Genomic DNA, 13331 nt, shown 5'->3' with positions numbered 1-13331 from the left:
GGAGCGCTGTCACGCCTAGTGCAACACCAGCATATCGCTCGATGAGAACGATATCTCGGCCTTTTCACCGACCGCCGGGGGCGGCGTTGCCGGGCTGTTGAAGGTGTCGAGCGAGACTATGTTGCCGCCGATGCCGACGCGAACCCGGATCACCGAGCCGAGGAAATGCACCTCGGAGATTTCGCCCGAAAGGCTGGAGTCGCGGCCGGGCTGACGGCCAAGCGAGATCGCTTCCGGACGCAATGCCAGCGACAGCGTGTCGCCAGACTTGGAGCCGTTGAGCTTGCCCTTCAGCGAAACCTGCTCGGAATTGACCCGCACCGTGCCCGCGGCGGCGTCGGTGACGGTGCCTTCGAGCACGTTCAGCGTGCCGACGAAATTGGCGACGAACTTGGTTGCCGGGCGGTTGTAGATCTCGAACGGCGTGCCGACCTGCTCGGCCTTGCCGCCATACATGACGGCGATGCGATCCGAGATCGACAGCGCCTCTTCCTGGTCATGGGTGACGAAGATGGTGGTGATGCCGAGCTTCTTCTGGATCGAGCGGATTTCCTCGCGCAGCGACACGCGCACCTTGGCGTCGAGCGCCGACAGCGGCTCGTCGAGCAGCAGCAGTTTCGGCTTCGGCGCGATGGCGCGGGCCAACGCGATGCGCTGCTGCTGGCCGCCCGAGAGCTGATAGGGATAGCGATCCGCCATCTGCGGCAGCTTGATGATACCGAGCATCTCGGCGACACGGGCATCGATGTCCGCCCTCGGCATGCCGGCGACCTTCAAGCCGAAGCCAATATTTTGCGCAACGGTCAGGTTGGGAAACAGCGCATAGGCCTGGAACACCATGCCGACATTGCGCTGGTTGGGCTTCAGCCTCGTAATGTCCTTGCCACCGACGACGATCGTGCCCGCGCTCGGCTCCTCGAAGCCCGCCACCATGCGCAGCACGGTGGTCTTGCCACAACCGGACGGGCCGAGGAAGGAGACGAATTCGCCGCGCTCGACGTCGAGATTGAAATCCTCCACGACCGTGGTGGCGCCGAAGGATTTTCGAACGTGCTGAATGGAAAGGAACGGGTCGGCCATGGCTTTGACTCTCAGTTCGGACGGTTCGCCGATCTCGGCGCGAAACGGGACAGGATCTGAATCAGCGACATGCAGCCCCAGGTGATAGCGAAGGCGATGATGGCAAGCGCCGCCGGCTCATAGGCCCGGTTGGCGCCGATATTCTGCAAATAAGGGCCGAAGGCAGGCCGGTTGAGCAGGCTCGCCATGGTGAACTCGCCGATGACGATGGCGAAGGTGAGGAAGGCGCCCGACAGCACCGCGATCAGCACATTGGGCAGGATGACACGGGTGATGATCGTCCCCCAACCAGCACCAAGGATCTGTGCCGCTTCCGTCAGGGTACGCACGTCGATGGTGCGAAGCCCGGTGTCGACGGCGCGATACATATAGGGCAGCGCCAGTGTCGCATAGCCGATGACCAGCAAGGCATTGGTGCCTGTATCGGTCGCCAGGAACGGCAGCGGCGAGTTCGACCCGTACATTCTGATGTAGCCGAAGACGATGACGATGGCCGGGATGACCAGCGGCAGCAGCGTGATGAACTCGACGACCGGCCGCAACTGCGGCAGCCGAAGCCGGATCCAGTAGGCGGCCGGCACCACGATGAGCACGCCGAGAATAATGGTGAAGATGGCCGCGAGCACCGAATAGCCGAAGGTCGCCTGGAAGCGGGCATCGCCGAGCACGACCTTGTAGGCGTCGAACGAGTACTCGCCACGCCGCATGCGCATGGAGAACTCCACTGTCGCGATCAGCGGAATGAAGAAATAGGCCGCGCCAAGGGCGAAGACGACCCAAGCCCAGAACCTGCCAGCCTTCATTTGAGCCACCTCTCGGAACGGGTGCGGAACCAGATGTAGAAGACATTCGCTAGGCCGGTGATGAAGATCATGCCGAAGGCTATGGCATAGCCAAGATGGGCATTGTGCAGCACGTCGCCGCGGATCTGCGCATAGAGCAGGATCGGCACGATGTTGAGCGACGAACCCGTTAACGCATAGGCAGTGGCGATGGCGCCGAAGGCGTTGGCGAACAAAAGGATGACGGTGCCGAGGAAACTCGGCCAGATCACCGGGATGACAACCATGCGCCAGTATTGCGCCATGGTCGCCCCAAGCGTTGCGGCGGCCTCGCCCCATTCCTTTTTCAGACCATCGATTGCCGGCACGATGATCACTACCATCAGCGGAATCTGGAAATAGACATAGGTCAGCGTCAGCCCCCAGAATGACAGGATGTTGAAGCCGTGAGCATAGATGTTGAGGCCGAACAGGGTGTTTAGGATCACCGTCGCAAGGCCGAGGCGGCCGAGCGTGGCGAGGAAGGCGAAGGCCAGCGGCACGCCAGCAAAATTGGAAGCTACGCCGGAAAATGTCAGTGTCGCCGAACGTATCCAGTCCGGCAGGCCGCCGCGCACAATGGCGATGGCGATGGCGAGACCTGCGAAGGCGCCGATCAGCGATGAGGCGAGGCTGACCTTGATCGAAATCCAGTAGGCGGCAACGATCGACGGCTGCGCCAGCGCCATGATGTTTTCGAGGGTGAACTCGCCGGCATCGTTCTGGAACGCGCCCAGCATCAAGTAGAGCGTGGGCAAGATCAGGAACATGACGGCGAAGATGAAGAATGGCGCGACGCCGAGCCACTGCGTCGGCAGCCTCAGGCTGCGCGCCTCGGCGGGGGGCGCGGTCTTGCCGGCAACCGCGTGATCGGAAAATGAGAGATCGGTCATGCGCCTGCTACCGTCTTCGAGAGGACGAACCGGGCAGCCGTGAAGCCGCCCGGTGGATTTCAGGTCTTACTTGACGTTGGCGCCGACAACGGCATCCCAGTTCTTGGTGATGGCTTCCTTGGCCTTGCCCTGCTCGTCGAGCGTCGGGAACGCCGCGGCCGCATAGGACTCAGCCGGCGGCAGCTTGGCCAGCACGTCCGCCGGGATCTTGTTGTTCTTGGCAAGATCGTTGAAGCGGATCGGGTGGCAGTAGCCTTTCAGCCAGGCGATCTGGCCTTCGTCGGAATAGAGGTATTCCAGCCAGAGCTTGGCTGCGTTCGGGTGCGGCGCGAAAGCGCTGATCGCCTGCACGTAGACGCCGGCGACGACACCGGACTTCGGCACGACGACGTCGACGGGCGGGTTGCCCTTCAGTGTGTCACGGCCGGCGAGCGCGTTGTAGTCCCAGGTGACGAGGATCGGGGTCTGACCCTGGGCGAGCGTGGCGGCCTTGCCGATAACCGGCACGAAATTGCCGGCGGCGTTGAGCTTCTTGAAGAAGTCGAGGCCAGCGGTGCCGGCGGCTTCGCCAGCAGCCGCACCCGACGACAGGCCAGCGGCATATACCGCCTGGATGGCCTGGTTCGACGCGCGCGGATCACCGGCCAAAGCGACCGAGTTGGCGAATTCCGGCTTCAGCAGGTCGGCCCAGTCCTTCGGCGATTCCTTGACCAGATCCTTGTTCACCTGGAAGGACAGCACGCCGTAGTAGTCGCCGGTCCAGAAGCCTTCCGCATCCTTGGCGCTGTCCGGGATCGAGTCCCAGGTCGACACCTTGTAAGCCTGGATCAGGCCATCCTTCTTGGCCGACGGGCCGAACGACAAGCCGACGTCGATGACGTCGGGCGCCTGCGGGCCCTTGTTGTCCTTGTTGGCCTTGATCGCCTCGACCTCATCGCCGGACCCGGCATCGGGGTTGAGTTCGTTGATGGCAATCCCAGGATACTTGGCCTTGAAGCCATCAATGACGGCACCGTAGCCGCACCAATCATGCGGCAAAGCGATGGTAGTTAGCTGGCCTTCTGCCTTGGCGGCCTTGACGAGATCGTCCATCGAATCCGCGGACGAAATCACCGTCGACGCGAAAAGCGCCGCGGCCGAAAGGGAAAGCACTTTCCCCGTGAATTTGAACATGTGTTCTCTCCGTTGAACTGACGCCGTTGGACGCCTGCGATGCGGTATCGTTTTCATGTGACAGCCAGATGAAAGCTTTATGAAACCGGCTGCTCGCAGTACGAAAAAGTAAACTCTTTTTAACCGGCTGTAGCAATCGCTTCGCGATTCTTTTTCCGGCTAACTATTTTGTCCCTTGCCCGTCATCCTCCCCCTTGTTTTTCTAGCCCCTTTTCAGATCACTTCGCGGTGCGGAAAACGCCTCAGACCGTGCCGGCGATGGCGTTTTCGAGCAGGGTCAGCGCCGCCTTCTTGGTCAGCTTGACCGGGTTGCCGCCAGCGGTCGGATCGACCACCGCCATGTCGGCGATCAGCGCCTTGCGCTTCTTGTCCATGTCGAGCCCCTTGATCAGGCCCGGCAGCGCGTGCGGCACCTTCAATTCCTTACGCAGCTTGATGATCGCCTTGGCGAAGCCGTCGAAGCCGCCCTTGATGCCGCAATAGGCGGCGAGCCGGCCAATACGCTCCTCGATGGCGTCGCGGTTGAAGGCGAGCACATAAGGCATGAACACCGCATTGGTCATGCCGTGATGGGTATCGTAGAGCGCACCGACCGGATGCGACAGCGAATGGATGGCGCCGAGCCCTTTCTGGAAGGCGGCGGCGCCCATCGCGGCGGCGCTCATCATATGGGCGCGCGCGACGAGATCCTTGCCATTGGCAAAAGCCTTCGGCAGGTTCTCGAAGGCCAGCCTCACACCTTCGACGGCGATGCCGTCGGCCATCGGATGATAACCCGGCGCGCAATAGGCTTCGAGACAGTGGGCCAGCGCATCCATGCCGGTACCGGCGGTGATGAAGCCGGGCATGCCGACCGACAGTTCGGGATCGGCGATGACGATAGAAGGCAACAATTTGGGATGGAAGATGACTTTCTTGGTGTGCGTCGCCTCATTGGTGATGACACCGGCGCGGCCGACTTCCGATCCGGTGCCGGCGGTGGTCGGCACGGCGATGATCGGCGCGATGGCATCCGAATTGGCGCGCGTCCACCAGTCATCGACATCCTCGAAGTCCCACACCGGCCTGACCTGGCCGGCCTGGAAGGCAATCAGCTTGCCGAGATCGAGCGCCGAGCCGCCGCCGAAGGCGATGACGCCGTCATGCTTGCCCTTCTTGAACACGGCGATGCCGGCGGTGAGATTGGATTCGACCGGGTTCGGCCTGACCTCCGAGAAGACGCCGTAGGGCACCTTGGCGTCGTCGAGAATCTTCAGCGTCGAGGCGACGACCGGCAGTTTCGCCAGGCCAGGATCGGTGACGAACAGCGGCCGCTTGATGCCGGTGGCCGCCAAAACCTCTGGCAATTCCTTGATGCGCCCGGCGCCGAAGCGGACGGTGGTGGGATAGTTCCATTTGGAGATCAGCTTGGACATTTTTTCTCGATTTCAGGACATTGTGGGTGGTGACTATTGAGTGAAGGTGTTCTGAACCCGCCGGGACTTCTGCATGTATAGAATCCAGATTACGGAATAGACGATCGAGTGTTGAATATTCTTTGCCGCCTCTCCATCGAACAAAGCCACGCCTTGCGCCTCAAAGATATCGCCAAGAAGGACGCTCGCGGCCGCAAGATCGGTCAGGATAGAGACGGGACTGACGGCGGCCCAGACGATGTAAAGGCGTGGAAAAGCCCGCCGCTTGCCAATCAGCAAAACAAGCAAGCCCAGCGGGCAGGCGACCGCGATCGCCAGATATCCGAAAATCTCCGCCACGACGAAGACCTGCTGCGCACCGGTTAGTAGGCTAAAATACTCGGACAGGCCGATATGGTGCTCGAACACAACCAGGCCAGCCAGAGGCATGAAAATGAGGCCAAGCATCGGCACGACGAGATAGCCGCCAATACCCTCTGGCCCCTCACGGGCCAATGGTGCGGACGGCTGTATCTCAGACATTTCTCCTCCTTGAGTGGCCCAATGCTCGGTACTCAGGCAGCTCAGATGGCTTCGCGCAGATGGAATGACTTCGGCCTGGTCAGATTGTCATAGCCGATGGCGGACAGGCCGGCACCCTTGCCGGTGTCCTTGACGCCGGTCCAGACCAGCGCCGGATCGAGGTAGTCGCAACGGTTCATGAACACCGTGCCGGTTTCGACGCGGTTGCCGATCGCCACCGCATGCTCGGTATCGCGCGTCCAGATCGAGGCCGTCAGCCCGTAGGGACTGTCGTTCATCAACGCGATCGCCTCTTCGTCGTTGCGCACCTTCATGATGCCGACGATCGGCCCAAAACTCTCCTCGCGCATGACACTCATCTGATGGTCGACATTGGTCAGCACTTCCGGCGCCAGATAGGGCGAGCCGGCCTTGTCGTTCGCCACCTTCATGTTGACGTGCGCCGCCGCGCCCTTGCGCAATGCCTCGGCCTTCTGCTCGCGGATCAGGTCGGCGAAGCGCGCCTGCGCCATCGGCCCCATCGTCGTCGCTTGGTCGAGCGGATTGCCGACGACATAGTTCTTCGTCTCGGCGATGAAGCCTTCGACGAATTCGTCATAGACCTTTTCGTGCACGTAGACGCGTTCGATGCCGCAGCAGCACTGGCCGGAATTGTAGAAGGCGCCGTCGACCAGATTGGCGACCGCATGGTCCATCTTGGCGTCGGGCAGCACATAGGCCGGATCCTTGCCGCCAAGCTCTAGGCCGAGGGTCATGAAAGTGCCCGCCGCCGCTCTTTCGATGGCGCGGCCGCCGGCGACCGAACCGGTGAAATTGACATGGTCGATCTTGCCCGAGCCGAGCAGTTTCTCGGTCTGGGCGTGGTTCAGCACGATATTCTGGAACACACCCTTCGGCAGACCGGCCTTGTCGAAGGTCTGCTGAAAGCGCTCGCCAACCAGCAGCGTCTGCGCCGCATGCTTGAGGATCACGGTGTTGCCGGCCATCAGCGCCGGCACGATGGTGTTGACGGCGGTGAGGTAAGGATAATTCCACGGCGCGATCACCATGACCACGCCGAGCGGATCCTTCTTCACATAGCGGCGGAAGCCATCCTTCGGATTGGAGGCCGGCACAGACTTGAGCGCCGCCTCGGCGATCTCGACCATGTAGTTGGTGCGTTCCTTGACACCGCCGAACTCACCGCCATAACGAACAGGCCGCCCCATCTGCCAGGCGATTTCCGGCACGATCTCGTCTGTCATCGCGACCAGCGCTTCCAGCATCGCCAGCATGTACTTGCCGCGCTCGACGATCGGTGTCTCAGCCCACTTCTCCTGCGCCGCCTTGGCACGTTCTACCGCGGCGTTGATCGCCTGGTCCGTTGCCACGGGCCTCTCGGCATAGATCGAGCCATCGACGGGGGATATGAGTTTCACGGTTTCCAATTAAACGTCTCCAAATCAACAAGGAACTGTTTTGACGAAGCCAGCCGAGCCATAGGCAAGGATCGCGCGATCGCGGGTGATAATTTCCAAATTCTTCGAGCGCGCCGTAGCTATGATGATCCGATCTGTTGGATCGTTGTGAACGACGCCGGGCAGGAACGAAGACTCGACCAAGAGCTCACTGTCGATGCCTTCAACGCTCGTTGCACCAGCCTGCACGAACCGTTCAAACCATGCGAGCGGTGACTTGATGAACGGAAGCCGGCCTTTAGAAACCAGCATTCCGATTTCCCAGGCGGACATGACGGAAACGGCGATCACGTCGCCATTTTTGCGCGCGCTGGTCACCCTCTCAACCGCCGCTCTCGCGACCGGTTGTTCCGTCGACAGCCACAGCATGAAGCATGTGTCCAGAAGCACCCCATCAGTCCTCATACACCTTGCCCCAGTCGGGATCCGCGGGTGCGGTGTAATCGACGTCCGGGAGAAGCGTGAGCGTCCCAGCCATGCATCCAAACAACGGATCGGCGCCTCGCGGCGGCACGATGTATTCTCCAGCGGTGTCGTTTACGTCTAACGCATTCTCGAAATCCACCTGCCCCTCCATGAAGCCGGGACGACGCTCCGCCGCCTTCGCATCCGAAGAGCCCAGGTGGACCAAGACCTCGCTTTCCGGCTGGTCGAAAATTTCAGCGATCCTGCGTATTTCATCGACTTGCATACGCCGCTCGCCGTTCAGTGTCCGCGACAAGGCGCTGGGATGCATGTTCATGCGGCTGGCCATACGGCGCAACGATATGTTGCGCTCCTTCATCTGATCCGCGAACCATGTTTTGTCGACATTGGCTTTGCCTTTGAGCAACACTGCCTCCGATATGTTGCGGTGCTTATATCGCAACATATCGCAAAAAACGCAACAACGTCAATATCGCTCGAACCCCCTGTGCAGTTCCCAATCCGTGATGCGGCGGTCATATTCGAACTGCTCCCATTTTGCGGTGTGGACATAGTGTTCGAGCACATCCTCGCCGAGCGCCTGCCTCAGCATCTTCGACTTCGCCAGCGTCTCGGTCGCATCACGCAGTGTCTTCGGGATCTCCGGCAGGCGAGATGCCTGATAGGCATCGCCGACAAACGGCTTCTGCAATTCCAGCTTCTCGTCGATGCCGGCGAGGCCGGCTGCGATCAGCGCCGCGAAAGCAAGATACGGGTTGAGATCGGCGCCGCCGATGCGGCATTCCATGCGGATGCCCTTGGTGCCCTCGCCGCACAGGCGGAAGCCGGCGGTGCGGTTGTCCTCGCTCCACATGATCTTGGTCGGCGCAAAGGTACCGGCCTGGAAGCGCTTGTAGGAGTTGATGTAGGGCGCCAGGAACCAGGTGAATTCCTTGGCGTATTTGAGCTGACCGGCGGCCCATTGCTGGCCAAGCGTCGACAGCGTCCAGTCCGCTTTCTTGTCGAAGAACAACGGCGTCTTGCCGTCGGCGCTCCACAGCGAATTGTGGATGTGGCTGGAATTGCCGGCGAGCCCGTAATTGTATTTGGACATGAACGAAATCGCCTTGCCTTCGGACTCGGCGATTTCCTTGGCGCCGTTCTTCAGGATGACGTGGCGGTCGGCCATGTCGAGCGCCTCGGCATAGCGCACATTGATCTCTTCCTGGCCCGGACCCCACTCGCCCTTGGAATTCTCGATCGGAATGCCGGCCGCTTCCATCTCGTTGCGAAGCCGGCGCATGACGCCTTCTTCCTTGGTGGTGATGCCGATCTGGTAGTCGCCGATATAGGGCGAGGCGGTGTCGAGGCCCTGCCAGTGTTTCTTGCGGGCGGAATCGTAGGTCTCGTTGAACAGATAGAATTCCAGCTCGGAAGCGAAATAGCCGATATAGCCGCGCTCCGTCAGCCGCTTGACCTGCTTCTTGAGGATGGCGCGCGGCGAATGCGGCAGGTCATCGTGGGTGTGGTGGTCGAGCACGTCGCAGATCACAAGTGCGGTCTTTTCCAGCCAGGGAATGCGCCGCAGCGTGGCCAGATCCGGCTTCATGACGAAGTCGCCATAGCCCTTCGACCAGCTCGCCGCCTTGTAGCCGGGCACGGGCTCCATATCGATGTCGGCAGCCAGCAGATAGTTGCAGCCATGCGTTTCGTCATGCGCGGAATCGACGAAGTACTGCGCCAGGAACCGTTTTCCCGCCAGCCGGCCCTGCATGTCGACGATGCAGGCGAGCACCGTGTCGATCTCGCCGCTGGAGACCGCTTTCTTCAACTGATCGAACGAGAAATTTCCGGCCATTCCTTTGGCACTCCAGCGCTTGACGATTGAGAGGGCAAACGAAACCATGGCCGGCAAAACGCCGGCCATGGCCGTGATGGTTGATGTTAGTGGCCGGTTTCGCCGACGGCCAGTTCGGCGGCCGCGATGGCAGCCCTGCGCTTGGCAATCTGGTCGCCGATCGGTGGACCCTGGAAGCGGCGGTTTTCGAAACCGAACCAAAGGACGGCGGTCAGCACAATGAAGCCAATGGTGATGTAAAGCACCTTGTCGTTCGGCGGCTGGATGGCGATGTAGAAGATGATCGCCATGCCGACAATCGACAGGGCGCAAAACAGCTTGAACAGCCCGGCGCCGAGGTTCCACGGGCCTGGAGTCGGCCATTTCGCCGTTCCGAAGGTCATCATGCCGAGTACGATCGGAATGATGAACGACAGAAACAGGAAAACCAGCGTCGAATTGACGACGATGGTGTAGATGTTGGTGCCGCCAATCGAAATGAACTGTGCAAGAAAGACATAGATGATCTCAAGCACAGCAGCGGTCCAGATCGCGTTGACTGGCGTGCGCCAGGTCGGGTTGACTTTGGCGAGCGACGCGGAACCGAACGGCATGCCACCGTCACGCGAGAAGGCAAACAACATGCGCGAGGCCGAGGTCACCGTGGCGAGACCGCACAGGAACTGCGAGATCAGGATTGCGAGATACAGCAACGTCTTCAGCCAGACGGGCATGATCGCGTCCATGGTGGCGAAGAACACGTTCCAGCCCTGCTTGGCGCCGGCGGCCAGGTCGGGGATAGCCAGGACGATTGCGCACAGCATCACCCAACCGATTAGCGAAGACCAGAGCACGGACGAAACGATCGCCTGCGGCACCGAGTGTGCTGCCTTCTCTGTTTCTTCGGAGGTATGCGCCGACGCGTCGTAGCCGGTGATGGTATAGACCGGCAGAAGCAGGCAGAGCAGGAACAGGTAGCTCATGGAGTCGGACTGCGGGAAAACACCGCCACCGGCATCGCCCGAATAGTTGGTGAAGGTCCAAAGCCGCGTGATGTCGATCGCCGGCGCAAACACCAGGCAAGCCACGATTAGGACCGCCGTTGCTCCGAGAATCAGGAAGCCGGAAGCATCCGTCAGCATAGCCGTCAGCTTGATACCGAAATGGTTGAACAGCGCCTGCAGCACGGTGATGAAGGCTACGAACCCGACGATTTCGCCCGGCGTGCCGGTGATGCCGAACCAGCTTCCGAACGTTCCGACAAAGAAGAAGGCGGTGCCGATGTTGATGGCGCCGAGCACGGTGATCAGGCCAAACAGATTGAGCCAGGCCGTCAGCCAGCCAGTGAAGCGGTTGCCGAGGATCGACGACCAATGATAGAGGCCGCCGGCGGTCGGAAATGCCGAGGCGATCTGCGCCATGGCAAGGGCGAAGAAGCCCGATACGCAGCAGCCGACGATCCAGCCGATGCCCGCGCCCGCGCCACCGATCGACGATGTCGCCTGCGCGAAGGAATTGATGCCACCTGAAAGGATGCAGATGATCGAGAACGAGATCGCGAAATTCGAGAAGCGGCTCATGCTTCGCGACAGTTCCTGAGCATAGCCCATTCCATGGAGAACCTTGAGGTCCTCCTTCTTGTCAACTTCAGTATAACCCGGTGCTGCCATTTTGGTGTCCCCTGTTGGTTCTTAGCTGGCCGATTGAACTGACTTTCCGACTGAATGCGATCTGGTGTGTCCGGCCTCCTCTGGCTCCAGATCCGAAAAAATGCCCGTGAGCATATCCGCCCATTTCCGCTGCCCGGTCTCGCCGGCGATTTCATCGTTGCGGATTTCGATCATCGCGCAAGGCAAGCCGCGCGAGCGCGCATGGCGTTCCAGCGTGAAATAGACGCGGTCGGCCGGGGAATAGGGCTCGTTGACGCCGACGGTGACGCCAGCAAGCCGCTTCAGCGCCGATATCAGCGGTGATGCCAGCCGGCGATCCTTGTCGTGGATGATGCCTATATGCCAGGGCCGGTTTTTGGATTTGTAGACCGGCGTGAAGGAGTGGACCGAAACCAGGCGGGTCGCCTGCCCGCGCGCCAGCCGGTCGCAGACAATCTGATCGATGGCGGCGTGAAACGGCTGCCACGACAAGGCGATGCGCGCCGCGCGCTCACCTTCCGACAGGCCGGCATTGCCTGGTATGGCTGTTGTCTCACTGACAGGCGGTATCAAATCGGGCGCATCGAGCGGCCGGTTGCAGTCGATGACGAGACGCGAAATTCGGGTTTCGACCAACGTAGCATCGAGCGCCTGCGCCATGCGGCGGGCAACCGGCAGCGCGCCGGGATCCCACGCGATGTGGCGCGACAGGTCCTCGGCGGCAAGGCCAAGCGTGCCGAATTCGGCGGGAACGAAGTTCGAGGCGTGATCGCAGGTCAGCACAAAAGGGCTCGATCCGCCGGGGTTCGTCACCCTCACGGTATCAGACGCTGCAAGGCTGGCGGGCCGTGCTTTCTCCATAGTCTACCGTCCCCGGGGAGCGCTGTATCGTATGTTACGTATTTTGTCTCATTGCGTCCCTGTGGATGATTTCATACAGTTTGGCCGGTTTTGTCAAATGCGATTTCGGAAAAGACCTTCGACCGGGCCGAAGCGTTTTGCAGCCAGGTAGAATCGCTTGGCGTCGCAGAAATGGGCCAAGACAAACAGACGGAGCGGAATGGTTTGCCATCCCGCTCCAGGGGGTGGGGGAAAGATGATTTCCAGTATTGCCGAACTGATTGCCGACCGCATCGGCACGATGCCGGCCGGCGAACGACGCGCGGCCCAGACGCTGATCGCCAGCTACCCGATGATCGGCCTGAAGACGGTCGCCGAGTTCTCGGCCGCGGCCGGCGTCTCCTCGCCGACGATCCTGCGCTTCGTTGCCCGGCTGGGCTTCCAGAACTATCCGGAATTCCAGTCAAGCCTGCAGGACGAACTGGCGGCGCAATTGCAATCGCCGGCGATAAGGACGCTCAACCCGCCCTCGCCCGGCGGCGGCACGGTGTCACCAATGCTGGAAGCGACGCTCGACAACATGCGCGAAACGTTCAGGCACCTGTCCGACAGGCAGCTTGCCGACATCGCCGCCCGGCTTGTCGACCGGCGCGGCAAGACATTCCTGATCGGCGGCCGCTTCACCGATCCGCTGGCGCGTTACATGGCCGCCCACCTCGCCGTCGTTCAGCCCGATGTCTTTCACCTTGCCGGTCAGGAAAGCATGTGGCGCGACAGGCTGATCGACATGGGCAAACGCGATGTGCTGGTGATCTTCGACATCAGGCGCTATCAGGACAGCCTCGCTCGCTTCGCCGAAAAGGCGCATCAGCGCGGCGTGCAGATCGTGCTGTTCACCGACCAATGGCTATCGCCGATCGCGCGTTTCGCCCGCCATGTCATCGCTGGACGAACGGCCGTGCCGTCGGCGTGGGATTCCTCCGCCGCCCTCTTCGTCGTTGCAGAAATGCTGATCGGCGCTGTCACAAGGCAACTGGAAGCAGAGGGCGCCAAGCGCATTCGAGAGATGGAAAGTCTGCGTTAGGCGTCACGTTACATATATTTAATGTGCGCAGACACCGGAGAGTTGTCATAAAGACGCGATATCGGGCTGGCTTCTTGCCTTACAATAGCCTCGCCGCGTCTGCTTCATTTCGGGAAACTGGTAGACGAAAGGACTGTTTTACCAACCGGAGTGCC

Annotated in this window: 13 protein-coding genes; 1 reads left to right on the top strand and 12 read right to left on the bottom strand. The window is 60.9% G+C overall.

The annotated features are described in order from the left end of the window. Window positions 1-15: 15 nt before the first annotated feature. From NKH19_RS01210 to NKH19_RS01155, 12 genes are all read right to left on the bottom strand, one after another. Window positions 16-1080, bottom strand: coding sequence for an ABC transporter ATP-binding protein (locus NKH19_RS01210; protein WP_352863239.1), 1065 nt, complete (start codon window positions 1078-1080; stop codon window positions 16-18). A gap of 11 nt (window positions 1081-1091) precedes the next feature. After that, window positions 1092-1883 (bottom strand): ABC transporter permease, encoded by a 792-nt coding sequence (locus tag NKH19_RS01205; RefSeq protein WP_352863238.1) that lies wholly within the window; start codon window positions 1881-1883, stop codon window positions 1092-1094. Next, the gene (locus NKH19_RS01200) at window positions 1880-2794 is read right to left on the bottom strand and encodes an ABC transporter permease (protein ID WP_352863237.1); all 915 of its coding nucleotides are present in this window, start codon (window positions 2792-2794) and stop codon (window positions 1880-1882) included. Before NKH19_RS01200 ends, NKH19_RS01205 begins: the two co-directional genes overlap by 4 nt. Before the next feature lie 66 nt (window positions 2795-2860). Next, on the bottom strand, window positions 2861-3967 hold the full coding sequence (locus NKH19_RS01195) for an ABC transporter substrate-binding protein (RefSeq protein WP_352863236.1): 1107 nt from the start codon (window positions 3965-3967) through the stop codon (window positions 2861-2863). Between the two features lie 242 nt (window positions 3968-4209). Next, window positions 4210-5382 (bottom strand): iron-containing alcohol dehydrogenase, encoded by a 1173-nt coding sequence (locus tag NKH19_RS01190; RefSeq protein WP_352863235.1) that lies wholly within the window; start codon window positions 5380-5382, stop codon window positions 4210-4212. 33 nt (window positions 5383-5415) lie between these two features. Then, entirely contained in the window at window positions 5416-5904 is a 489-nt protein-coding gene (locus NKH19_RS01185) for a DUF2569 domain-containing protein (protein WP_352863233.1), read from the bottom strand. A gap of 41 nt (window positions 5905-5945) precedes the next feature. Continuing rightward, entirely contained in the window at window positions 5946-7331 is a 1386-nt protein-coding gene (locus NKH19_RS01180) for an aldehyde dehydrogenase family protein (RefSeq protein WP_352981570.1), read from the bottom strand. A gap of 15 nt (window positions 7332-7346) precedes the next feature. After that, the gene (locus NKH19_RS01175) at window positions 7347-7766 is read right to left on the bottom strand and encodes a type II toxin-antitoxin system VapC family toxin (RefSeq protein ID WP_352863230.1); all 420 of its coding nucleotides are present in this window, start codon (window positions 7764-7766) and stop codon (window positions 7347-7349) included. Next, window positions 7756-8193 carry a helix-turn-helix domain-containing protein gene (locus NKH19_RS01170; RefSeq protein WP_352863229.1) on the bottom strand — a complete coding sequence of 146 codons (438 nt, stop codon included), beginning with the start codon at window positions 8191-8193 and terminating at the stop codon, window positions 7756-7758. The genes NKH19_RS01175 and NKH19_RS01170 overlap by 11 nt, the downstream gene beginning before the upstream one ends. A 60-nt stretch (window positions 8194-8253) precedes the next feature. Then, the gene (locus tag NKH19_RS01165) at window positions 8254-9624 is read right to left on the bottom strand and encodes a glutamine synthetase family protein (protein WP_352863228.1); all 1371 of its coding nucleotides are present in this window, start codon (window positions 9622-9624) and stop codon (window positions 8254-8256) included. An 86-nt stretch (window positions 9625-9710) separates the two neighbouring features. Continuing rightward, window positions 9711-11273: an amino acid permease gene (locus NKH19_RS01160; protein ID WP_352863227.1), complete on the bottom strand. Its 1563-nt coding sequence runs from the start codon at window positions 11271-11273 to the stop codon at window positions 9711-9713. A 21-nt stretch (window positions 11274-11294) separates the two neighbouring features. Further along, the gene (locus tag NKH19_RS01155) at window positions 11295-12113 is read right to left on the bottom strand and encodes an N-formylglutamate amidohydrolase (RefSeq protein WP_352863226.1); all 819 of its coding nucleotides are present in this window, start codon (window positions 12111-12113) and stop codon (window positions 11295-11297) included. A 235-nt stretch (window positions 12114-12348) separates the two neighbouring features. Here NKH19_RS01155 and NKH19_RS01150 point away from each other — a divergent pair, with 235 nt between their 5' ends. After that, the gene (locus NKH19_RS01150) at window positions 12349-13176 is read left to right on the top strand and encodes a MurR/RpiR family transcriptional regulator (RefSeq protein WP_352863225.1); all 828 of its coding nucleotides are present in this window, start codon (window positions 12349-12351) and stop codon (window positions 13174-13176) included. Window positions 13177-13331 lie beyond the last annotated feature (155 nt).

It is taken from the genome of Mesorhizobium sp. M1338 (assembly GCF_040318045.1).
Lineage (GTDB): Bacteria > Pseudomonadota > Alphaproteobacteria > Rhizobiales > Rhizobiaceae > Mesorhizobium.
This window is presented reverse-complemented; position numbering and strand designations above follow the sequence as displayed.